Here is a 24,121-nt window from a genome sequence, read left to right on the forward strand (position 1 = left end):
TGTGCTCACCCACAGCGCTCACCTTCACCGGATCGCCGTACGTCGCATAGGCCCCGCCGTCCAGCGCGTACTCGACCTTGTCCACACCCGAACCCAAGTCCGAAGCCGACAACGTCACCGTCGCACTCTCGACATAGTTCCCGTCAGCGTCCTTCGCCCCCGCAACAGAAGCAGACACCTCCGGCGCCGTCGTGTCCTGCGGCGGAGCCGCCACCACCGTGAACGACACCGACTGCTCGGCGGAGGTGTTGCCCGCCTTGTCCGTGGCCCGGTACTTCACCGTGTGCTCACCCACAGAGCTCACCTTCACCGGATCGCCGTACGCCGCATAGGCCCCGCCGTCCAGCGCATACTCGACCTTGTCCACACCCGAACCCGAGTCCGAAGCCGACAACGTCACCGTCGCACTCTCGACATAGTTCCCGTCAGCGTCCTTCGCCCCCGCAACAGAAGCAGACACCTCCGGCGCCGTCGTGTCCTGCGGCGGAGCCGCCACCACCGTGAACGACACCGACTGCTCGGCGGAGGTGTTGCCCGCCTTGTCCGACGCCCGATACGCCAGGGTGTGCTCACCCACAGCGCTCACCTTCACCGGATCGCCGTACGCCGCATAGGCCCCGCCGTCCAGCGCATACTCGACCTTGTCCACACCCGAACCCGAGTCCGAAGCCGACAACGTCACCGTCGCACTCTCGACATAGTTCCCGTCGGCGTCCTTCGCCCCCGCAACAGAAGCAGACACCTCCGGCGCCGTCGTGTCCTGCGGCGGAGCCGCCACCACCGTGAACGACACCGACTGCTCGGCGGAGGTGTTGCCCGCCTTGTCCGACGCCCGATACGCCAGGGTGTGCTCACCCACAGCGCTCACCTTCACCGGATCGCCGTACGTCGCATAGGCCCCGCCGTCCAGCGCGTACTCGACCTTGTCCACACCCGAACCCGAGTCCGAAGCCGACAAGGTGACGGTCGCGCTGTCGACGTAGTTGCCGTCGGCGTCCTTCGTCCCCGTGACCGATGCCGACGCATCGGGGGCGGTGGTGTCGTCGCCGGGCGCGGCGGTGATGGTCAGCTCGCCCGACATGATGTGGCCGGGCATCACGCAGTAGTACCGGTAGACGCCTGGAGTCAGGGTGACCTCGGCGGTGTGCCGGCCGCCGCTGGAGTCCGACGGGCTCGCCTGAATGTTGAGGCTGACGTCGGTGTTGTAGTCGGAGTTGGAGGTGTCGAACGTCAGCGTGTGCGGCAGGCCCGTCGTGTTGCCGGTCGCCGCGCTGTTCTCGAACACGATCGTCGCCGGTCCGGCCACCGCGGTGGTGGGGGCGGACGTGTACCCCGTGTATCCGTCGCCGGCCGTCCAGGTCAGCACCTGGGTCGCGGCCGTGGTGTCGTCGGCGCGGCTCCAGGCCGCGTAGGCGGCCGGGGCCGCCAACGCGAACGCCGTGAGCAGCAGGCCTCCCAGCGCCAGGACCACCGGATGCGTGCCGAACCGGCTGCGTCGGGCGGGTCTGGCGGAGGGCGGATCCGTCTGGGTATGGAGCAGTCTTCTGAACACCGCTGCACCTTTCGCGAATTCGCTTGTTGCGGTACCGCGCACGGATCCGCGGTTCCGCCGGGTGGACGACCGGCCGCCGGGACGACCGTGTCGGGGCCCGTCCGGCCGGGTGCCGCGCGGAACCCGGTTCCGAGGCGGCGTTGACGCTCGGGTCGTCATGCGACCCGCGCTCTGAACTCGACGGCACGATGAACGAGTTGTGGGTGATCACGTGGGCGCGACGACGGCGGACCGGCCGCGGCCGCACGAGCGGGCGACCGGCGCCCGCGACGCCCCGTGCCGGAGCGGACACCGCGGACCCGCGCGCGAGGCTCACCCACCTCTCCGATTGCAGCAACGCTCGGAAGCTACCTGCCTTTTGACGACCAGCCAAGGTCTATGGCCACAACTCAACCAACTTTGACCTGAGTCTGGAAAAACTGGAGCGGCGCCGTTACGGTGAGGCCGTTCCGAGGCGCAGTCCGGCTTGCCGAGCCGAGCCGGCTTCGTCCGTACGGCGCGCAACTGCCCGCCGGACGGCACCGAACCGGCGCACCGACCCGACGGCCTCTGTGTCGAACCCGCCGACTCCCCTGCCGAACACGACGACTGCTCCGCCGGCCCCGTGGGGCCCAACGCCCCCGCGTACCACAGCGCACCGCCGCGTCCGGACGCGGTGCCGCCCGGTACGCCGGCGCACCTCACGTCCACGAATCGCCTTCAGGCATCCAGGCCTGTCGCGGATTGGAGAGCGATGACCGACTCAGGCGCAGGCACGAGACGCCTCTTGACCCGGCGATCGTTCGCCGCATCAGCTGTGGCGGCCACCGTCGCCCCGGCGGTGTTGGGCGGCAGCGCCGCCGCGGACCCGGGCAAGGCCGTCAATCAGGCGTCGAACAAGCCCGACACCGCGGACAAGGGCGGCGACGTCCGCAACCTGACGCTGTACATGGAGAAGCTGCCGAACGGGGAGATGGGCTACGGCCTGCGCCCCGGCGAGGCGACGATCCCGGGCCCGCTCATCGAGCTGACCGAGGGCGACACGATGAACATCGAGGTGGTCAACAACCTCGACGTCGCCGCGAGCCTGCACGTGCACGGCCTGGACTACGACGTCGCCAGCGACGGCACCAAGATGAACGACAGCGTCGTCCAGCCGGGCGAGCGCAGAACGTACGTCTGGCGCACCCACGCCCCGGGCAAACGCCACGACGGGACGTGGGAGGCCGGAAGCGCCGGCTACTGGCACTACCACGACCACAACGTGGGCACCGAGCACGGCACCGGCGGGATCCAGAAGGGTCTGTACGGGCCCGTGGTGGTGCGGCGCAAGGGCGACGTCCTGCCCGACAAGCAGTTCACGGTCGTCTTCAAGGACATGACGATCAACAACAGGACCGCGCCCAACACCCCCACCTTCAAGGCCGTCCGCGGTGAGCGGGTGGAGTTCATCGTGATCACCCACGGCGATTTCTTCCACACCTTCCACGTGCACGGCCACCGCTGGGTGGACAACCGCACCGGGATCCTGGAGGGCCCGCAGGACGTCAGCCGGGTGATCGACACCAAGACCACCGGCCCCGCGGACTCCTTCGGCTTCCAGGTGATCGCCGGCGAACGGGTCGGCGCGGGCCACTGGATGTACCACTGCCATGTCCAGAGCCACTCGGACATGGGGATGTCCGGGGTCTTCATGGTGACCGAGGCGGACGGCACGGTCCCCGGCGGCACGCACTCCATGCCTGACATGCCTGACATGTCAGACATGCCGAACATGCCCGGCATGTAGCACGAGCGGCGTTCATCCGTCGCTCCCCCGAGCCACGCCCGTCGGACCTGACCGGACGGTCTGACGGGCGTGTACCACCCTGCCGCCGCTCGCTCGGCCCCGGGCCATCCGGTCCGGGGCGGCACCGGCCGGGCGGCGGCCCCGGCTCCACCCCTGACCACTCTTCCGTTGTCGGATCGAGTCAAGGAGCAACCATGGGCCGAAGAAACCGGTTCACCCTGTCACGACTGAGCGGCGCGCCACCGTCGCGTCCCGCGCCGACCCCCCGTCGTACGCCGGCCTGGCGACGCGGGGTCGTCCTGCTGTCCAGCTCCGCGCTGGCGCTGGGACTGGCCGCGCTGCCGGCCGTGCAGGCACAGGCACGGCCGCAGACCGCCGCGACCGAGGACCAGGACGCCGCCGCCGCGGTGAACGTCCTGGTCTTCCACGGACCGGCCGATCAACAGGACGACCCCGTCAAGGCCGCCGTCTCGACGATCAAGGAACTGGGACAGAGGAACGGCTTCTCCGTGGACGAGTCGGACGACCCGTCCGTCTTCACCGCCGACCGTCTGGCCCACTACCGCGGCGTGGTCTTCCTGTCCGCCAAGGGCGTGTCCCTCAACTCCGACGAGGAGTCCGCGTTCCAGGCCTACGTCAAGGGCGGCGGCGGTTTCGTCGGCATCCACGACGCGGCACGCGCGGAGGCCAAGTCCAACTGGTTCACGGGCCTGATCGGCACGCGTCCGGCCGCCAGCCTGCCCGCCTCGGAGAAGGTGGCGGACGTCACGGCCAGCGACGACAACCCTCCGAACGAGACGAAGGCCAAGCTGTTCGACGGCAGCAACACCACCAAGTGGCTGGCCCATCAGAACACCGCCTGGGTGACGGCGAAGATGGAGCGCGCGGTCGCGGTGTCCCAGTACGCGCTGACGTCGGCCAACGACTTCCCGGGCCGGGACCCCAAGGACTGGACCCTGCAGGGCTCCCAGGACGGCGACGACTGGAAGACGCTGGACACCCAGTCCGGCCAGAGCTTCCCGGACCGCTTCCAGACCAAGCAGTACAAGTTCTCCAACACCACCGCCTACCAGTACTACCGGCTGAACGTCACCGCCAACTCTGGTGAGCCGCTCACGCAGTTGGCGGAGCTGCGGCTGTTCGGCGCCGACCCGGCGCCGGCGCCGGAGACCAAGGTGCAGCAGGCGGTCGTGGACGTCACCGACCGCCAGCACCCGGCGAACAAGGACCTGCCGCTGAAGTGGACCCGGTCCGACCAGTGGATGAACTGGGACCCGAACCCGAGCGGCACCGTCCAGACGATCGCCCAGGTCGAGGAGAACTCCTACGACGCCGGGCCGGCGGGCAACGGCACCTTCCACCCGATCTCCTGGTGCCGGGACTACGACGGCGGCCGTTCCTTCTACACCGGCATGGGCCGCACCGAGGACAGCTACACCTCGGACACCAAGTTCCAAAGTCATCTGCTCGGCGCCATCGAGTGGACGACCGGCATGGTCCGCGGCGACTGCCAGGCGACCATCGCGTCGAACTACTCGGTCGATCGGCTCACGGCCAAGAACCAGTCGGGTCAGCTCGACCAGATCGGTGAGCCCCACGGTCTGACGATCGCCCCCGACGGCAAGGTCTTCTACATCGGCAAGGCGGCCTGCCCGAGCGGACCGATCCCCGACTGGAACGACCCCAAGGTGGGCCTGGGCTGCGGCACCATCCACCAGTGGGACCCCAAGACCAAGAAGGTCAAGCTGCTCACCACGCTCGACGTGATGGGCAACCGGGGCAGCGGCGACGAACTGGTCAAGAACGAGGAGGGTCTGGTCGGTATCACGCTCGACCCCAAGTTCGAGCAGAACGGCTGGATCTACGTCTACTGGATGCCGCACGAGTCGGTCGACCGGGACAAGCAGACGGGCCAGCGCACCGTCTCGCGGCTGACCTACGACCTCAAGAACCAGTCCATCGACAAGAGCACCCGCAAGGACCTGCTGCACTGGACCGCGCAGATCCACAGCTGCTGCCACACCGGCGGCGGCATGACCTTCGACGACAAGGGCAACCTGTACGTGGGTGTCGGTGACGACAACTCCTCGCAGGGGGCCGGGGCCGGCTACTCCGGGAACAACTGGACCAAGGACTACAAGGGCCTGTCCTTCCAGGACGCCCGCCGCACGGCCGGCAACACCAACGACCTCAACGGCAAGATCCTGCGGATCCACCCCGAGGCCGACGGCACGTACACGATCCCCGAGGGCAACCTGTTCACCGGCAAGGAGGAAGGCGGCGGCAAGACCCGCCCGGAGATCTACGTCATGGGTGTCCGCAACATCGCGCGGATCGCCTGGGACAAGACCAACAACTGGCTGACCGCGGCCTGGGTCGGCCCGGACGCGCCGACACCGGACCCGGAGCTCGGCCCGGCCAAGTACGAGACCGCGACCGTCATCACCTCCGCGGGCAACCAGGGCTGGCCGTACTGCATGGGCAACAAGCAGCCCTACCGCGACCGCAGCAACACCGACGCGAGCGTGCTCACCGGCTGGTACGACTGCGACCACCCGAAGAACACCTCACCCCGCAACACCGGGCTGGTGGACCTCCCGCCGATCCGCAGCAACATGATCTGGTACTCGCCGCAGGGCGGCGGCGTGGTCTACCCCGAGCGCAACGACGGCAGCGGGCTGCCCACGTACGTGCAGAGCGACGAGAAGTACACCGAGCCGTACTTCAAGGGCGGCGGCCAGGCCATCATGGACGGCCCGACCTACCACCGCTCCGAGGTGGACACCGACAGCGGTGTCGCCTGGCCCGCGTACTGGGACAACAAGTGGTTCATCGGTGACGAGTCCAACGCCAACAACCGTGTCGCGGTCACCGTCACCCCGGACCAGGTCAAGAACCAGTCCCAGCCGTCCTTCGGCGAGGACCTCCGCCGGATCCTCCCCGGAGGCGTCGGCGACAACAAGATCCAGAGCTGGATGGACGCCAAGTTCGGTCCGGACGGCGCGCTCTACATGCTCGACTACGCCGGCGGCTTCTTCAGCCTCGACCCGAACCAGAAGCTGGTCCGGGTCGCCTACCACGGTGGGCCGGCCACGCCGAACCCGAGCGACGCGGCGGGGCGTGCGGTCGCGCAGAGCAAGCCGCGGACGATCCAGTTCTCAGCCGCCAAGGCGGGCGGTGTCGCCTGGGAGTGGGACTTCGGTGACGGGAGCGCGCCGTCGCACGAGGCCGACCCGACGCACACGTACGCCGACTACGGCACCCACCACGCCACCCTGAAGGTGACGTACGCCGACGGCACGCACGCCACCGGGAAGATCGACGTGACGGCGGGCTGCACGGCGCCCGACGCCCGTTCCACGGTCCGGCTGCTCGACACCGACACCGGTGTGGCCAACCACAAGGTGGGCGGCGGATGCACCATCAACGACCTGATCGACGACGAGGGCACCTGGCCGAACCACGGCGCGTTCGTCAGCAGCCTCAACGACGTGGTGGACCAGCTCCGCAAGGACGGCGTCATCGACAACCACGAGGCGGCGACGCTCAGCAAGGAAGGTGCCCGGTCGCCCATCGGCAAGACGGCCGGCTACAAGTCCATCTTCGACGGGTCGGCGAGCAGCCTCGCCGGCTGGAGCCAGGCCGGCGCGGGCACGTTCTCGCTCCTGCCGGACGGCACCCTGCGCAGCTCCGGCGGCATGGGGATGCTGTGGTACAGCAAGCAGGAGTTCAAGGACTACTCGATCAGGCTGCAGTTCCGGGACGTCGCTCCGGAGGGCCACCAGGCCAACAGCGGTGTGTTCGTGAGGTTCCCGGATCTGCGGACTCCGCTGGACCAGCGGCCCGAGGGCTGCAGCACCACCGGGTCGGCCCGCACCGCTCCGGAGTGGGTGGCGATCTACTGCGGCAACGAGATCCAGATCTACGACGGTGCCACCAGTGAGCCGCAGAAGACCGGCTCGGTCTACAACTTCGACTCACTCGACCTGGACCAGGCGAAGGTCACTCCCAAGGGTCAGTGGAACGACTACGAGATCCGGGTCGTCGGACAGCACTACACGATCATCCGCAACGGTGTGGTGATCAACGAGTTCGACAACACGCCCGGCAAGTCGTCGTCGCGTGCGGGCGATCCGCCCACGGACCTGCGTCAGTTCTTCAGCGGCTACGTGGGTCTGCAGAACCACAGTGACAACGACCTGATCGAGTTCCGCAACATCCGGGTGCGGAACCTGTAGCAGGACCCGGTCGACGCCGGGCCCGGGGCGCGAGCCCCGGGCCCGGCTCTGCCACGGATTGAACCGTTCAACAGGAAGAAGTTTTCGTGTAGAGCGGATCAAATGCGGACCAGTGCAGCGGCGGCACCCTTGACCCTGTGCACGCGACCGGTTACCCAAGCTACTGAAGTTGCACGAGTCATCTGAAACGTTTACAGGCGATGAAAGATCCCGCGGTCGATCACGGGTTCTGGTCACCCCTCGGGGCGGCCTTCCCCGCGTTCCCTGCCGGCCGCGCTCGGCGAAGGAGACGGAAGTGTCCACGCTCAGCTACCCGACAGGCCGGCGCACCCAACCCGACACCGCGTGCCTGCGCCGAGACGAGGTGCGCCTGCTGTCCCTGCTGGCGACCGGTCTGCCGGTCGAGGCCGTCGCCCGGCGGCTCCATGTCTGCCCCCGCACGGTGCGGCGTCGCTGCCGGGGGGTGTGCGACAAAATGGGCGTCGGCAGCGTCATCGAGGCCGTCGCCTGGGCGGCCCGGCGCCGACTGATCTGACCGCGCCCCGAGCCGGGCGCTTCAGCTCCCGCAGCGCACTCCTGCGCACACTGCTGCGCGCCCTGCCGCGTCCCTCGAGGGGCGCGGCAGGGCGCGCGAAGCCGGTGCAGGCCGGGCGGCGCACCGGGCATGAGAAGCGGCCACCCCGTCCCACCGCCCGCCCGGCAGGAGGGGGGCGGTCGGTGGGACGGGGTGGTGACGCCGGTCAGGCCAGCAGCTTCGCCAGCGCGGCGTAGCTGCGCTGCGCGGCACCGAGCGAGCCGGGCGGGTCGGGCTGGGTGCCGGGGGCGTTGTCCTGCTCCCAGATCCCGTGGTGGTTGCCGAACGGGCCGATCGCGTGGATGAAGCGCTGGTAGCGCATGTCACCGGCGCCGAACTCGGTCATGTCGTAGCCGTCGCCGACGTCCGGGTCGGACTTGCCGTCCTTCATGTGGAACATCGTGTAGCGGTAGGGGTGCCTGCGCACATAGGCGGCGGGGTCGAAGCCCGGGTAGCGGAACTGGCCGACGAAGGCCCAGTACACGTCCATCTCCAGGTAGACGTGGGCCGGGTCGGTGTTCTCCAGGAAGACGTCGTAGAGACGCACCTCCGGCTGGTCCTTGGCGAAGGCGAACTCGCCCGAGTGGTTGTGCTGGTAGAGCTTCAGTCCGCGCGCCGTCGCGGCCTCGCCCCAGCGGTTGAAGTCCTCCGAGGCCGCCTGGTACGCCGCGACCGTCGGGGTGTCCGAGGGGGCGTTCGCGGTCCCGACGTTCGGCATGCCGAGGATCTCGGCGTTGTCGAGTTCCTGCTGGAGGTTGTTGCGGAGGGACCCGATGCCGACGTGGCTGCCGATGGCCCGCAGGCCGTTGTCGTCGAGCAGTGTGCGGATCTCCTCGATGGTGATCTGCCGGCCCAGGATGGAGGTGTTCTGGGTGTATCCGGCGAACTCGACCTCCTTGTAGCCCATCCGCGACAGTTCCTCGAAGACGACGCGGAACCCGAGGTCCTGGACCTTGTCGCGGACGCTGTAGAGCTGGATGCCGATGGCGTCCTTCGGGATGCTCAGGCTCGCGCCGTGGGGCCCGGCGCTCGGGGCGAGTGTCTGGGCGGCCGCGGGGAGCGCGCCCGCGACGGTCGCCGCGCCGACGGCCACGGTGCCGGCGGCTGCCGCCCGCAGAAAGCCTCTGCGGCCGAAGTCATGGGTGAACTGACCCATCATCACTCCTTACGTGTGGAGCAGGGGGTGGGTGGTACGGGGCGTTCGTCGGCCTGGAAGGCCTGAGGGACGGTCAGTTGACGGGACTGACGGACGATGAACACCTGAGACGGCCGATAGTTCACCACGAACCGTCGCCACTTTTCACTGGATGAGCAAAAGATGTGGCCACTTGCGGCAATGAAACGCGGCTACCCGACAGTAGATTCTTGACAGTGCACGGCCACGAGTTCCACGCTCATCACGCTTCCTCGGGGGCCGTGAACGTCGAGGGCGCCCGCACAGCTCCGGGACGTGTGCCCGCTCCACCGGCCGAACGGCACACGCGGCTCCGGCATCCGGCCCCGGCCCGACACCCCCGCGCGACGCGACGGTTCGCGCGATGTTCATCGCAGCGCCACACGAGAGGCAGGCAGTTCGTGCGTACACCAGTGAGCCGACTACTCACCGCCACGCTGAGCGCGGTGCTCAGCGTGGGGGTCGCGGTGGCCGGATCGACGTCCGCCCAAGCGCGGCCCGAGGCATCGGCCCGTACGGCCGCGGCCGAACCCAGTGCCGCTACATCCGACTTCCAGCAGGTCACTCTCGCCAAGGGACCCGAACAGGTCGGCGAGCCGATGGGGCTCGCCGTGCTGCCCGACGGCAGCGCACTGCACAGCTCCCGCGACGGGACCGTCTACTACACGACCCTCGACGGGCTCACCGACGTCGCGGCCAAGCTGTCGGTCTACACCCATGACGAGGACGGGCTGCAGACCATCGTGCTCGACCCGCACTTCGACAAGAACCACTGGGTCTACGCGTACTACGCCCCCCGGCTCGACACCCCCATGACCGACGCCCCGGAGAACGGGACGGCCGCCGACTTCGCGCCCTACAAGGGCTACAACCAGCTGTCCCGGTTCACCTTCACCGACGGCAAGCTGGACCTGTCGAGCGAGAAGAAGATCATGCGGGTCGACACCGACCGGGGGCAGTGCTGCCACGTCGCGGGCGACATGCACTTCGACGGCGCCGGCAACCTGCTGCTGAGCACCGGCGACGACTCCAACCCGTTCGAGTCCGACGGCTACGCCCCCATCGACCGGCGCCCGGAGCGCAACCCCGTCTTCGACAACGAGCGCTCCACGGCCAACACCAACGACCTGCGCGGCAAGCTGCTGCGGATCAAGGTGCACAACGACGGCACCTACACGATCCCGAAGGGCAACCTGTTCCCCAAGGGCACCCCCAAGACCCGTCCCGAGATCTACGCGATGGGCTTCCGCAACCCCTTCCGGTTCCACGTCGACAAGAAGACCGGCGTCGTCTACCTGGCCGACTACGGCCCGGACGCGAGCACCGCGAACCCCCAGCGCGGACCGGAGAACACGGTCGAGTTCAACCGGATCACCAAGCCCGGCTTCTTCGGATGGCCGTACTGCATCGGCGACAACACGCCGTACATCCAGTACGACTTCGCCACCGGGCAGTCCGGGAAGCCCTTCGACTGCGCCCACCCGGTGAACGACGCTCCGTTGAACACCGGCCTGAAGGACCTTCCCCCGGCCCAGCCGGCGTGGATCTGGAACCACTACGCGGGCAACCCGCTGTTCCCCCAGCTCGGCGGCGAGGGCGCGCCCATGGGCGGCCCCGTCTACCACTACGACCCGGGGCTGAAGTCCGACGTCAAGTTCCCCAAGAGCTATGACAAGAAGTTCTTCGCCTACGAGTTCGGCGCCCGCTGGATCAAGCCGATCACATCCGACGGCAGCGGAAAGATCCAGTCGATCGACACGCTGACCGACGGCAACGACTGGGCACGTCTGGTGGAGCCCATCGACACCGAGTTCGGGCCGGACGGCTCGCTGTACGTGCTCGACTACGGCAGCGCGTGGTTCGGCGGTTCCCTGGACGCCGGGCTCTACAAGATCGAGTACTCGCCGGGCAACAAGGCGCCGACCGCCGCGATCAAGACGGACACCACCTCGGGCAAGGACCCGCTCACGGTGAAGTTCGACGGCACCGGCTCGACCGACCCCGAGGACGACGCCCTCAGCTACGCGTGGGACTTCGACAACGACGGCACGACCGACTCCACGAGTGCCACCCCGTCCTTCACCTACACCGCGAACGGCCAGTACCACGCCAAGCTCACGGTCAGCGACCCGAGCGGCAGGACGGGCGTCGCCGCCGTCCTGGTCACGGTGGGCAACTCCGCACCGGAGCTGTCGTTCTCCGAACCGCCCAACGGGCTGACCTTCAAGGACGGCGACACGGTCGCGTGGAAGATCGACGCGACCGACCCGGACGGCACCCCGGTGGACTGCTCCAAGGTCCAGGTCAGCTACTCGCTCGGTCATGACATGCACTCCCACAACCTCACGCAGGCCACGGGATGCAGCGGTACGTTCTCCATGACCACGGCGGGTCACACGGACTCCGACGACTTCTACGCCATCCTCTCCGCGAGCTACACCGACACCTCGCCGACCGCCGGGGTCCCCGACCTCACCGGCACGACGCAGATCATCATGATGCCCAAGGGCAGGCAGGCGGAGTTCTACCGCACCCAGTCCGGCGTGCAGACGACCTCCGTCGCCGGCGCCCAGGGCGGCAAGGCGGTCACGTCGATCGGTGACGGCGACTGGATCGAGTTCGACCCGTACGACCTCCAGGGCGTGAGCAAGATCGACTTCCGGGCCGCGTCGAGCGGTGCCGGCGGAACGATCGAGATCCACACCGACGCCCCCGACGGGCCGCTCGCCGGGACGGCGACGGTCGGCGACACCTCCGGCGCCTTCACGACGGTCAGCGCACCCGTGACCGACCCGGGCGGGACGCACGAGCTGTACTTCGTCTTCAAGGGCGGCAGCGGCGACCTGTTCAGCCTGGACGCGTTCACCATGAGCTGAGCGGACAGCAGGGACGACGGAGGGCCCCGGACACGGGGCCCTCCGTTCCTGTGCCCGGAGCCGACTCGGGCGGACGAGAGATCGTGGCCCGTCGAGCCGAACCGCCGACCTGCCCGGCCGGCCCGGCCGCGCGGCGCGGAGCGAGACGGCGGGCCGATCTCCGCGACATGTTCGGCAACGCGTGCCCTTCGCCACAATGTGCCCAATTCGGACGTTCGACCGCCTATAAGTGGAATCACGGCTGACCGCACTCGTCCGGCGACCCGCGTCGGAGATTCCAGTACCAGTGGCATGGGAGAAGCGTTTGATCACGGCACGTAAACGAGGCACCGGGCTGACGGCTGCGGCCGGCGCCCTGGGCGGCGTGCTCGCCCTCACCGCCCTCGGCGGCACCAGCCACGCCGCCACCGGTGACAACGAGGCCGGAAGCCACCCGGCGACGCAGGCGCCCGCAGGTCAGACGCCGGCGGCGCAGGCTCCCGCAGGTCAGACGCCGACGGCGCAGGCACCGGCGGGTCAGGCGCCCGCCGGCCAGCCGCCCGCCCAGGAGGCCTCCACTGCCCGAGTGAAGATCACCCCTGGTCAGGCGGCCTACAACATCGGGATCAACGACCCCGTCAAGGTCACCGTCAGTGACGGCAAGCTCACCAAGGTCACGATGACCGCCGTCGCGACCGGCACCGAGATCCCGGGCACCCTGTCCGCGGACGGCACCTCCTGGAAGCCGGACGGCCCGCTGGAGCGCGCCACCAGGTACCAGATAGCCGCGGAGGCCGAGGACGGCCAGGCCCGCCCCGTCACCCAGAACGCCACGATCACCACGGCCTCCCCGGCCGGCGGCTTCGCCGGGCACCTCTTCCCCGAGGACGGCTCGACCGTCGGCGTGGGCATGCCGGTGCGGATCGACTTCGGCAAGGCGATCGGCGACAAGGCCGCCGTGCAGTCGGAGATCCGGGTCAGCTCCAGCAGCGGGCAGAAGGTCGTCGGCCACTGGCTCAACGACCACCGCCTGGACTTCCGCCCCGAGAGCTACTGGAAGCCCGGCTCCACCGTCACCGTCGACCTCGACCTCCACGGCAACCGGAAGACGGTCACGTTCAAGATCGGCCGCAGCCAGATCAGCACGGTCGACGCCGCGACCAAGCAGATGACCGTCGTGCGCGACGGCAAGACGGTCAAGACGATCCCGATCTCGGCCGGCAGCCCCGAGCACCCGACGTACAACGGCCAGATGGTCATCTCCGAGAAGTTCCGGCAGGTGCACATGAACGCCGCGACCGTCGGCCTCACGGAGAAGGACGGCAAGCCCTCGTACGACATCAAGGCCGTCCCGCACGCGATGCGCCTGACCGATTCGGGCACGTTCATCCACGGCAACTACTGGGGTGCCGACTCGGTCTTCGGCAAGGTCAACACCAGCCACGGCTGTGTGGGCCTGAAGGACGTCGTGGGCGGTGGCGACAGCACCCAGCCCGCCGCATGGTTCTTCGACAACTCGATGATCGGGGACATCGTGACCGTCAAGAACTCCCAGGACACGGCCACGCCGGCCGCGGACAACGGCCTCAGCGACTGGAACATGCCGTGGAGCCAGTGGGTCGCGGGCGACGCCACCCACTGACCCGACGCGACGGCGAGCGAATAGGCCTGGTCACCTCGGTGACCAGGCCTTTCGGCCGCTGCGACCGCTGACCGCCCCGGGCGCAGCGATCACCACGGGACGTCGGCGCCGGCCGTTCCGGTTCGGCCGAATGCGTTCTTCGCCGGCGTTCCGCCAGCTGATAGTGCTGGGAACGGAAAGGGTTTGCCGGCCGGTGAACCCTTCCGTTCACAGCACGGGCGTTCGGGCGGAGCCGGAGACGGGGGCAGGCGATGGCAGCAGCCGAGGTGATCGATCTGGTCGCGATGGGCGAGGACTTCGTCCGCGATCCCTATCCGGTCTACGCGGCGCTGCGCGAGCGCGGCCCGGTGCACAGGGTGCGGATTCCTGAGGGCGCGGAGGCCTGGCTCGTCGTCGGGTACGAGGCCGGCCGGGCCGCGCTGGTGGATCCGCGGTTGTCCAAGCAGTGGAAGAACGCCTCGCCCTCCTTCCCGATCCCCAGTCCGTCCGCGGGGCCGCACATGCTCAACTCCGATCCGCCGGACCACGAGCGGCTGCGCAAACTGGTCGTCCGCGAGTTCACGCCACGCCGGATCGAGCGGCTCGCGCCGCGCGTGCGGGAGATCACCGGCGAGTTGCTCGACGCGATGGTGGCGATGCCACAAGGGCGGGCCGATCTCGTCGAGGCCCTCTCGTTCCCGCTGCCGATCTCGGTGATCTGCGAACTGCTCGGCGTGCCGATGCTGGACCGGGCGGCCTTCCGGGACTGGACCGCCACGATCCTCACCGATCCCGACCCGGCGGCGCGGCTTGCGGCGACGCGGGAGACGTCCGCGTATCTCGTCGACCTGCTGGAGCACAAGCGCAAGGCGCCGGGCCCGGACCTGATGAGCGCGCTGATCCGCACCACCGACGAGGACGGTGACCGGCTGTCCGCCGAGGAACTGCGCGGCACCGCCTGGCTGCTGCTGGTCGCGGGGCACGAGACCACGGTCAATCTGATCTCCAACGGCGTGCTGGCCCTGCTGACCCACCCCGACCAACTGGCGGTGCTGCGCGAGGACATGACGCTCATGGACGGCGCGGTGGAGGAGATGCTGCGCTACGACGGGCCGGTGGAAACGCCGACGTTCCGGTTCACCACGGAGCCGGTCGAGATCGGCGCCACCGTCATCCCCGGCGGCGGTGAGCTGGTCCTCGTCGCCCTGGCGGACGCGAACCACGACCCGGCGCGGTTCCCCCAGCCCGGCCGCTTCGACATCCGGCGGCCCTCGGGCGGTCATGTCGCCTTCGGTCACGGCATCCACTACTGCCTCGGCGCGTCGCTCGCCCGTATGGAGGCGCGCATCGCGATCCGTGCCCTGCTGGAGCGCTGCCCCGGCCTCGAACTGGACGCGCACACCGGCGCCCTGAGCTGGCGTCAGGGCATGCTCATCCGGGGCCCACGTCAGCTGCCGGTGCGCTGGCAGCCCCAGCCCTGACCTTGCCCGCGACGGCACGCCACCGGCACCGTCCGGCGGCGGAGACACCACCCGGTCCCACGGCCCGGACGTTATCGTTCCTCCCGCGACGGAGTCCGTTCCGGGAGGTCATGCGGTGCTGCGGTCCATCGACGGCGCGCGCCGGCCTCGCCCCTCCCCCGCACCCACCCGCTACCGCGACGCTCCCTCGTCCCTGTCGTGCTCAGTGTTCTCTCCCGAGAGAGGTCTTGCTGATGACACCCCCCTTCACCGAAACCGGGCCCACGTCCGAGACCGCATCCGAGTCCCAGTCCGAGTCCGAGTCCGCCGCGAGTCCGCGCGGTGAACTCCGGCTCACCCGGCGCAGAGCGCTCCAGACCGCCGCGGGCGCCCTCGGCGCGCTGGCCGTGGGCGCCGTCGCCGACCTCGCCGCCGCAACAGATGCGCGAGCCGCCGACGATGTCCTTCCCAAGGGCTTCAGCGGCGACATGTCCGATCTGAGGCACGTGGTGATCCTGATGCAGGAGAACCGTTCGTTCGACCACTACCTCGGCCAACTGCCGGGCGTGCGGGGGCACGGCGACAAACAGGTGCTCACGTTCCAGGACGGCACCGACGTCTTCCAGCAGCGCGACGCCGACGGGAACATCGTCACACCGGCCGTCTCCACCGCCACCTGGAGCGACAACCACAGTTTCTACGGCGCCAACGGCGGCCGCTGGAACACCTGGGTGAAGGACAAGGGCGACCACTGCATGTGGTACTACACACCCGACCACATGCCGTGGATGTACTCGCTCGCCGCCCAGTACACCGTTTGCGACATGAACTTCTGCTCGCTGCACGGGCCCACCATCCCGAACCGCTACTACCTGATGTCCGGCACCGCGGGCGGTGAGACCTCCAACGCCGGGCAGAACAACTACACCCGGACCTGGCTGACGGTGCCCGAGCAGCTGGAGCGGGCCGGCATCGACTGGCGCGTCTACTGCGACAACAGCGGCAACGGTGTCGGCCGCAGCCTGCAGAGCGGCTTCATCGGCGAGTACGGCTGCAACGTGACGAACAGCTTCCGGGCGTTCGACCCGAGGACCGCGAGCGAGGAGGACCTCGCCCCGGGCACCGGCAGGATCTGGAAGGCCAACTCCTTCGTCTACTCGGGCGCGACCACGCCTGACGACGATTCCGAGGAGAACCTCGACGCGGTGCTCGGAGACCTCATCGCGGCCTGCGAGCCGGACGCCGAACACCCGCTTCCGGAGGTCTCGTGGGTCGTGATGCCGGCGGCGTGGAGCGAGCACCCGAACTTCGACACCGTCCACGGCGAGCGCTACATGGACAAGGTGCTCCGGACGTTGCAGAGCAACCTGGACATCTGGAACCACACCCTGGTGATCATCACGTACGACGAGAACGACGGGAAGTTCGACCACGTGCTGCCGCCGCGCCCCGAGCCGGGCACGGCGGGCGAGTACTCCGGCACCACTCCTTACGGCTTCGGCCCGCGCGTGCCGATGCTGCTGGTCTCGCCCTGGACCCGCGGCGGCCACGTGGCCTCGGAGGTGTTCGACCACACCTCGATCGTCAGGTTCCTGGAGACCTGGGCCGCCCACCTCGGCAAGCCGTTCACCTGCCCGAACATCACCGACTGGCGCCGTTCGATCGCCGGCGACCTGACCAGCGCGCTCGACTTCGCCCACCCCAGGCCGGGCCCCGTGGAGATCGCCGACCCGGTCGACGGGACCCCGCCGTCGCTCCCGGCGGGCGGGATGAGGCCACGCGGTCTCTCCTTCCACCCGCACGCCACGCTGACCGAGGACCGCGCCGCCGGCACGGTGACCGCCACCATGACGCTGTCCGGCGGTCCACAGGGCAAGGCGGTGAGCCTTCAGGTCTTTCCGGACAAGTACCGCGACTTCTCCAACACGCCGTTCACCGTCTCCGCCGCCGAGCCGCGCCAGTACACCTGGGACGCGAACGAGACCGACGGCAGGTACGCCTTCTCCGTCTACGGGCCCGACGGCTTCCTGCGCTCCTTCGCCGGGCAGATCGTCCCCGCCGGGCACACCGACGTCGCGATCCCGGGCGTCGAGGCGGAACTCGTGCGCGGCCGCCACGCCAAGGTCCGGCTGACCCTGCGCAACCACGGCAGGCGTACGGTCCACTACACCCTGACGGCGCACGACTACGCCGGCGGCACCCGGCGCTACCACGTGCCCGGCGGCAGGTCGGTGGTCGTGCACTGGCCGACCGAGCGCGGCTACTACGACGTGGTCGTCACCGACGGTGGCGCGACCGGCTGGCGGCATCGGTACGCCGGACGGGTGGCGACGGTCTGAGAAGCGTCCGGAGGGGACGCCGGTCCGGTGGCGGGTCAGTCGCAGGGCTGCAGTACGAAGTCGTACCGCGCGTGCAGGTACGGCCGCTCGAGGCTGCCGCCGTCCGGTGTCGGCCCGGCAGGCCGCTCGGTGAAGCGGACCACCAGCGCCTCCTTGGTGCCGAACACCACGTCGCTGTCGAGGTACTCGCTGCCTTCCTGGAACAGGTGGGTGATCAGCCGCAGGTACCCGGGTTCGTCGATGAGGCAGTGGACGTGGGCGGGCCGGAAGTGGCTGATGTCGGTCCGGCGGATCAGATCGCCGACCGGGCCGTCCATGGGGATGGCGTAGCCGCGGGGAGCGATGGTGCGGATGCAGTAGGTGCCGTCCTCGCGCGTCCGGTACTTGGCCCGCAGCCGGGCTTCGTCGATCTCCGGGAGCTGCGCCTCGTAGGCGCCGTCGGCGTCGGCCTGCCACGCGTCGATGACGGCGCCGGGAACGGGCTTGCCCGCGGTGTCGACGACCTTGCCCGTGATGAACAGGGGGGTTCCCGGAATGCCCTCCGACATGTCGAAGCCGTACGGTGCGGCGGGCGACCCGTCGATGTGGAACGGCCCGAGCACCGTGGCCGGGGTGGCCTGTGGCGAGAAGCGGTTGTTGAGCTGGACGACGAGCATGCTCAGCCCGAGCACGTCCGAGGCCAGGATGAACTCCTGGCGCTTGTCGTCACAGATCCTGCCCGTCGCCGTCAGCCACTCGATCGCGGCCGTCCATTCCTCCTCCGTCAGCTGCACCTCCCGGGCGAAGTCGTGCAGGTGGCGCACCAGCGCGGTCATCAGCTCCGCCGTGCGCGGGGAGTGGGCGGTGCCCCAGCGCCGGACGGCAAGGTCGGTGATGTTGTCCTCGTCGACGAACATGGTGTGCTCCTCGGTGTGCCGTACGTGGGTGATGACGACCAGGTGCCGCCGCGGCGTGGTGGGTTCCCGGTGTACTGCCCGACCGCGGCCGCTGTCAGCCGTCGCGGTCCTCTTCCCCCAGTGGTGCGGGGACGAAGGGATCCGGGGGAACGGAGGTGTTGTTGAGGTCGACGGAGAGGAAGACGTCGCGCGCCACCGGGTGACGCAGTTCCTCGGCGAGCTGCCCGATCAGGCCGGCGGTGCGGGCCAGCAGCGCGAACCCGCGCAGCAGCGGCAGGGGCAGCCCGAGGTCGGCGAGGGCGGCGCCGCAGACGCCCGCCCCGTTGAGCGGCAGGGTTTTGCCCAGCACGGCCGGATGTACGCGCCCGATGGCGGCGAACAGCGACAGGTGCGGGCCGAACAGACCCTCCTCGGCCGCGATCCGCATCAGCCGGGGCGTGCGGGGATCGCCCGCCTTGTGCACGTGATGCCCGAGCCCGGGGACGAACTCGCCGGCCGCACGCCGCTCGCGCACCGTGCTCAGCGCCACCGCGTCCCAGCCCGTCTCGTCGGACGGCAGTGCGCCGCCCAGTGATTCCAGCACCTCGTGCAGGAACTTTCCGGTGTCCTCGGTGACTCCCAGGAATCGCGAGCCGCCGCCGAGCAGACCGGCGGCCAGCGCGCCCTGGATCGAGTCCGGGGCCGACAGATACGTCAGCCGGGTGACGATGGCGGTGGGGGTGAAGCCGTGGTCGGCGAGAGCGGCGAGCACCGCCTCGAAGACACGTGTCTCGCCGGGCGTGGGCCTGCGCTGGGTGGCGAGCCAGAACGCCAGTTCGCCGAAGCCCACCGAGCCCATGACGTCCTCGGCCAGATCATGGCCGAGCAGCGTGATGGTCTCCGGGTCGGACGCGCCCAGGGCGGTGGGGTACGAGGCACGTTCACCGGGTTCGGCCATGGTTTCCCTCCTCCGGTTCGGACAGCCACTTGCGCAGTTCGTCGCCGTGCTCGTCGAGTTCCGGCGGCGGCAGCCGGTAGGTGGCGGGAGTGGCGGAGAAGCCGATGGGGTGGCGGGTGGTCGGGACCGCGCGGTCGCCCTCACCCACGGTGACGACCGGTGCGAGGCCGAACCGGTCGGCCATGGCGAACCCGCCGTCGATGGTGTTGATCGGCCCGCTCGGCACGCCTGCCTCGACCAACAGCTCGAACCATTCGGTGGCGCCGCGTGTGACCAGCCGCTCCACCAGGAGGGGCCGCAACTCCTCACGGTTGGCGGTGCGGTCGGCGTTGCGGGCGAAGCGCGGGTCGTCGGCGGTCTCGGGGATGCCCAGCACCTCGCACAGCCTGCGGAACTGCCCGTCGTTGGCGGCGGTCACGATGAGGTCGTTGTCCGCGGTGGGCAGCGGCTCGTAGGGGAACACGCTGGGGTGGGCGTTGCCCATCCGGTACGGCACGGTCCCGCTCGCGACGTAGGCGGAACTGTGGTTGACCAGGCCGGTGAGCGCCGACGACAACAGGTTGACCTCGACGAGCTGCCCTTCGCCGACCGCCTCGCGGTGGCGGAGCGCCGCCAGGATGCCGATCGTCGCGTGGTTGCCGGCCATCACGTCGAACACCGAGATCCCGGCCCGGTACGGCGGCCCGTCCGGGTCACCCGTGAGGCTCATCAGACCCGAGATCGCCTGCACCATCAGGTCGTAGCCGGGCACGTGGCGGCCGGCGCCGGACCCGAAACCCGTGATCGACGTGTAGATCACGCCCGGGTTGTGCTCCCGGACCGATGCGAAGTCCAGGCCGTACCTGGCGAGTCCACCGGGTTTGAAGTTCTCGATGAGGACGTCCGCCCGGCGGGCCAGCTCACGGGCGACGCGTGCGTCGGCCTCGTCTTTGAGGTCGAGGGCGATCGACCGCTTCCCGCGGTTGACGCCGAGGTAGTAGGTCGAGACCCCGTCCCGCACGGGAGGCGTCCAGGACCGGGTGTCGTCGCCGCCCGGCCCTTCGACCTTGACGACGTCCGCCCCGAGATCCGCCAGCAGCATCGTGGCGTACGGCCCCGCGAGGATGCGTGAGAAGTCCGCCACCAGCACCCCGGAGAGTGGCCCCGCGGCATCCGGGCGAGTGGGGCTGGAGCGCTCTGCCATCGACCGTGCCCTCCCTGTCCGTGCAGCGGACACTTGTCCGCGCGGCCGATTCTGGGACGCGGCCGAGCGGACGTCAAGGTGTGCCGGCCGGGCTCGGGGCCAGGCTGGTGTGCGGAACGGACTCCAGACGGGCGAAGTCGACGCTGATCTCGCCCGCGGCCTGCAGCAGAAGCGGCAGGTAGTCGTCGACCAGCACCTCCACCGGTGTCTCTGCGGCATGGGCATTGACGTTGACGCTCGCGATGACGCGCCCTGATCCGTCCCGCAACGGCGCGGCCACCGACCGGATGCCCCGGGCCAGCTGCTGGTCGGTCAGGGCCCAGCCGCGCGCACGGACCTCCCGCAGCTCCGCTTCCCATTCCTCCCGCTCGGGCCGCCACACCGGCACCAGCCCGGACCGGCTCGGCTCGGCCAGGGTCCGCGCCGCCTCGTCCGGCGGCAGGGCGGCCAGCAGGACCTTGCCCAGCGACGTCTGCAACGCGGGGAACCTGGTGCCGATCTGCACGGCGAGCGTGACGATCTTCGGTACGGACACGCGGGCGACATAGACGATGTCCGAGCCGTCGAGCTGGGCGATGGAGCAGGACTCGTTCGTCCGCTCGACCAGCCGCTCCAGGTGCGGCCGCGCCACGTCCCACAGTCCCATGGAGCGGACATAGGCGACGCCGAGGTCGAGCACGCGGGGGGTGAGCGCGAACCCGCCGGCCTGCTGGCGGACGTACCCCAGCTCGGCCAGGGTCAGCAGGATCCTGCGCGCCGTGGGCCTGGCCAGCCCCGTCACGTTCGCCACGTCGGTCAGCGACATCACCGGCTGCCGCGGCTGGAACGCGGTGATCACTTCCAGGCCCCGCGCCAGCGCTTCGATGAAATCGGGCCCGGTTCCTTCGCGGGGCATGGGGACTCCTCTGGGTGTGCGTTCGTCCGGTGAGTGGACAGTCCGAGGTTGGCACCCTATGCAGTCCGGTCTCCATACGGCGATCCAGCCGCCGGCAGGCGCCCTCGCTCGCCATACGGACACGGGCCCCGATCGCCGCCGACCGGCGGAGAGGTTCCGCTGTCTCCCGTATTGACAAGGACAGTGGACCCCAAGACTATCGACCAGCAAAGTCGGTCGCGATGCGGACAACTGTCCGTGGGTGGCGCGACGGGAGCGGCCCATGACGCGTACTCCGCGGTGCGAAGACACCTCACGGTCCGACGGCCGGCGTGCCGGCAGGGCCCACTGGACACGCTCGGCTCCTCGCAGTCGACGCGTGCGGAGTGAGGGCGATCGCCGCGCGGCGTTCCGCCGTCGCCGGCCGTTCGCCGCCCTGGACAGCCATCACGAAGGAGACCAGCGATGAGCCGACCCACCGAGCCCGTGTCCGGACGACCCGTCGTCCTGCGAGGCGGCACGCTGCTGCCCATGGATCGCGAGCGTCGCGTACTGACCGACACCGACGTGCTCGTGGTCGACGACCGGATCGCCGCGGTCGGCCCACAACTGGACGTCCCCGAGGGGACGTTCGAGATCGACGCCGCGGACGGCATCGTCATGCCCGGCATGATCGACACGCATCGGCACATGTGGCAGACGGTGATGCGCGGCTACGGCGCGGACTGGACCCTGACCCAGTACTTCGTCTGGTACTACCTCGAGCACGGCAAGGCCTTCCGCCCGCAGGACGTGCACGCCGGGAACCGCCTGGCCGCCGTGGAGGCCCTCGACGCCGGAGTGACCACCGTCGTGGACTGGTCGCACGGGCTGCAGACACCCGATCACGCGGACGCCGCGGTCGACGCCCTCCAGTCCGTGCCGGGACGTTTCGTCCTCGCCTACGGCAACATCCAGCAGGCTCCGGCGGAATGGACCCGGGCGCCGGAGTTCCGGGACTTCGTGCGCCGCCGCATCACGGGCGACGACATGCTCGGCTTCCAACTCGCCTTCGACGTCACCGGCGACCCGGCGTTCCCCGAGAAGCCGGCCTTCGAGGCGGCGCGCGAACTGGGCGTCTCCGTCACCACCCACGCCGGGGTCTGGGGCGCCACCGACGACGACGGAATCCGGCTGATGCACGAGCACGGATTCATGACGCCCGGGACGGTCTACGTCCACGCGTCGACCCTGTCGGCCGACTCCTACCACCGCATCGCCGCGACGGGCGGCTCGGTCTCGGTGTCCACGGAGAGCGAGCAGAGCGCCGGACAGGGGTACCCGACGACGTGGGCGATACGGGCTCACGACATCCCGGTGTCCCTGTCCATGGACACGAGCGTGTGGTGGAGCGGAGACCTGTTCTCCGCCATGCGGACCACCCTGGGCGCGGACCGGGCGCGTGAGCACATGGAGGCGCACGCCGAGAGCAGGACCGTCACGCACTGCGCCCTGCGCGCCGACCAGGTGGTCGAGTGGGCCACCCGGGGCGGTGCCAGGGCGCTGGGCCGCGAGCACGACCTGGGCAGCGTGGAGGTGGGCAAGAAGGCCGATCTCGTCCTGCTGAAGAACGACCGGTCACCGGTCTCGTTCCCGCTGCTCAACCCCTACGGTCACGTGGCCTTCCAGGCACAGCGGGGCGACGTCCACACGGTGCTCGTCAACGGGACGGTGGTCAAGCACGAACACCGCCTGCTCGGCGTCGACCTGGCCGCCGTCCGGCGTGAGGTCGAGCAGACCGTCGAGCACCTCCGCTCGGTGATGGGCGAGGAGGAGTGGCGCAAGGGCATGAACCCCGACATCCCCGAGACCAAGGTCCTCGACAACCCCTACACCTACACCGACTACCGCAGCGCCACGACGCACGGACGGTGAGCCGGTGGTGCTCCCGGTTCTCGTGACCACGGACGATCGAGGAAGGTCAGCCCGATGAGTGTGGGACTGCTGTCGCTCAGACTGCTCCTCGCCTCCTTGCTGTTCGGCCACGCCACCCAGAAACTGTGGGGCTGGTTCGGCGGAGCGGGGCTCACCGGCACCGGCGCCGTCTTCGAACGCTGGGGGTTCACACCCGGCGCCCGGATGGCGCTGGTCGCCGGACTGGCGGAGCTGACGGGCGCCGCCTCCCTGGCCTGCGGGCTGCTCACGCCCGCCGGCTGCGCGGTCGTCGTCGGCACGATGACCGTCGCCGCCACCGCAACGGCCTCCAACGGCTTCTGGGCACAGCGGGGTGGGTGCGAGGTGCCCTTCTGGTACGGCGCCGTCGCGGCGGTGCTCGCCTTCACCGGGCCGGGCCCCTGGTCGCTCGACGCCGCCCTCGGACTGCACCGGCTGTCCGGCTGGGCCTGGGGCCTTGCCGCGCCGGCGGTGGGCCTCCTCGCGTCGGCCGTCCCCCTGGCCGCCCGCGCCCGAGTCCTGCGCGAGCGGGCGAGGGCCGCGAACGGCAGCGGGGACGGCCGCGCGTCAGCGGCCTGAGACCGGAGGGGAGAGCGTGAGGCCGGGCTCGGCGACCCCGTCGTCCTGGGGGCGGGAGACGGCCCGGGGCCAGGTCTCCGCGCGCAGGAGCTCGAGCAGGGCGCCGAACTCGCCGTCGACGGGGGCGTCACCCAGCTGT

General features: G+C 69.8%; 15 protein-coding genes. 9 read left to right on the top strand and 6 right to left on the bottom strand.

Annotated features, from left to right (window positions below; all coding sequences use genetic code 11):
- A partial coding sequence (locus ACWDUZ_RS26075; protein ID WP_451634314.1) for an OmpL47-type beta-barrel domain-containing protein occupies positions 1 to 1,471 on the bottom strand: 1,471 nt, incomplete at its 3' end.
- Between the two features lie 814 nt (positions 1,472 to 2,285).
- On the opposite strand from ACWDUZ_RS26075, the gene ACWDUZ_RS26080 reads away from it, so the two are divergent.
- The 3 genes from ACWDUZ_RS26080 (at position 2,286) to ACWDUZ_RS26090 (ending at position 8,093) form a co-directional block, all read left to right on the top strand.
- Positions 2,286 to 3,320 carry a multicopper oxidase domain-containing protein gene (locus tag ACWDUZ_RS26080; protein WP_451634238.1) on the top strand — a complete coding sequence of 345 codons (1,035 nt, stop codon included), beginning with the start codon at positions 2,286 to 2,288 and terminating at the stop codon, positions 3,318 to 3,320.
- A 194-nt stretch (positions 3,321 to 3,514) separates the two neighbouring features.
- Positions 3,515 to 7,558, top strand: coding sequence for a ThuA domain-containing protein (locus tag ACWDUZ_RS26085; RefSeq protein WP_451634239.1), 4,044 nt, complete (start codon positions 3,515 to 3,517; stop codon positions 7,556 to 7,558).
- Between the two features lie 295 nt (positions 7,559 to 7,853).
- The gene (locus ACWDUZ_RS26090) at positions 7,854 to 8,093 is read left to right on the top strand and encodes a LuxR C-terminal-related transcriptional regulator (RefSeq protein ID WP_451634240.1); all 240 of its coding nucleotides are present in this window, start codon (positions 7,854 to 7,856) and stop codon (positions 8,091 to 8,093) included.
- Between the two features lie 205 nt (positions 8,094 to 8,298).
- Here the strand turns inward: ACWDUZ_RS26090 and ACWDUZ_RS26095 are convergent, their stop codons facing one another.
- A complete protein-coding gene (locus ACWDUZ_RS26095) occupies positions 8,299 to 9,288 on the bottom strand; it encodes a sugar phosphate isomerase/epimerase family protein (RefSeq protein WP_451634241.1) in 990 nt (329 codons plus the stop codon).
- 431 nt (positions 9,289 to 9,719) lie between these two features.
- Between ACWDUZ_RS26095 and ACWDUZ_RS26100 the strand changes: the two genes are divergently transcribed.
- From ACWDUZ_RS26100 to ACWDUZ_RS26115, 4 genes are all read left to right on the top strand, one after another.
- Positions 9,720 to 12,182 (top strand): PQQ-dependent sugar dehydrogenase, encoded by a 2,463-nt coding sequence (locus tag ACWDUZ_RS26100; protein ID WP_451634242.1) that lies wholly within the window; start codon positions 9,720 to 9,722, stop codon positions 12,180 to 12,182.
- Between the two features lie 304 nt (positions 12,183 to 12,486).
- The gene (locus ACWDUZ_RS26105) at positions 12,487 to 13,803 is read left to right on the top strand and encodes an Ig-like domain-containing protein (protein WP_451634243.1); all 1,317 of its coding nucleotides are present in this window, start codon (positions 12,487 to 12,489) and stop codon (positions 13,801 to 13,803) included.
- Positions 13,804 to 14,054: 251 nt separating this feature from the next.
- Positions 14,055 to 15,263, top strand: coding sequence for a cytochrome P450 family protein (locus tag ACWDUZ_RS26110; protein WP_451634244.1), 1,209 nt, complete (start codon positions 14,055 to 14,057; stop codon positions 15,261 to 15,263).
- A 233-nt stretch (positions 15,264 to 15,496) separates the two neighbouring features.
- Complete coding sequence (locus ACWDUZ_RS26115) at positions 15,497 to 17,581, top strand: alkaline phosphatase family protein (protein WP_451634245.1); 2,085 nt, start codon at positions 15,497 to 15,499, stop codon at positions 17,579 to 17,581.
- Between the two features lie 35 nt (positions 17,582 to 17,616).
- Here the strand turns inward: ACWDUZ_RS26115 and ACWDUZ_RS26120 are convergent, their stop codons facing one another.
- The 4 genes from ACWDUZ_RS26120 to ACWDUZ_RS26135 all read right to left on the bottom strand — a co-directional run bounded on the left by ACWDUZ_RS26120 (position 17,617) and on the right by ACWDUZ_RS26135 (position 21,492).
- Positions 17,617 to 18,477 carry a dioxygenase family protein gene (locus ACWDUZ_RS26120; protein ID WP_451634246.1) on the bottom strand — a complete coding sequence of 287 codons (861 nt, stop codon included), beginning with the start codon at positions 18,475 to 18,477 and terminating at the stop codon, positions 17,617 to 17,619.
- A 94-nt stretch (positions 18,478 to 18,571) separates the two neighbouring features.
- Positions 18,572 to 19,414, bottom strand: coding sequence for a citryl-CoA lyase (locus tag ACWDUZ_RS26125; protein ID WP_451634247.1), 843 nt, complete (start codon positions 19,412 to 19,414; stop codon positions 18,572 to 18,574).
- Positions 19,398 to 20,597, bottom strand: a complete 1,200-nt coding sequence (locus ACWDUZ_RS26130) for a CaiB/BaiF CoA transferase family protein (RefSeq protein ID WP_451634248.1) — start codon at positions 20,595 to 20,597, stop codon at positions 19,398 to 19,400. Before ACWDUZ_RS26130 ends, ACWDUZ_RS26125 begins: the two co-directional genes overlap by 17 nt.
- Positions 20,598 to 20,670: 73 nt before the next feature.
- Positions 20,671 to 21,492, bottom strand: coding sequence for an IclR family transcriptional regulator domain-containing protein (locus ACWDUZ_RS26135; protein ID WP_451634249.1), 822 nt, complete (start codon positions 21,490 to 21,492; stop codon positions 20,671 to 20,673).
- Positions 21,493 to 21,936: 444 nt separating this feature from the next.
- Here ACWDUZ_RS26135 and ACWDUZ_RS26140 point away from each other — a divergent pair, with 444 nt between their 5' ends.
- Both ACWDUZ_RS26140 and ACWDUZ_RS26145 read left to right on the top strand, forming a co-directional pair.
- Positions 21,937 to 23,385: an amidohydrolase family protein gene (locus ACWDUZ_RS26140; protein ID WP_451634250.1), complete on the top strand. Its 1,449-nt coding sequence runs from the start codon at positions 21,937 to 21,939 to the stop codon at positions 23,383 to 23,385.
- Positions 23,386 to 23,439: 54 nt separating this feature from the next.
- The gene (locus tag ACWDUZ_RS26145; RefSeq protein WP_451634251.1) at positions 23,440 to 23,982 is read left to right on the top strand and encodes a DoxX family protein; all 543 of its coding nucleotides are present in this window, start codon (positions 23,440 to 23,442) and stop codon (positions 23,980 to 23,982) included.
- The last annotated feature ends 139 nt before the right edge of the window (positions 23,983 to 24,121 follow it).

This window comes from Streptomyces sp. NPDC003393 (assembly GCF_053589015.1).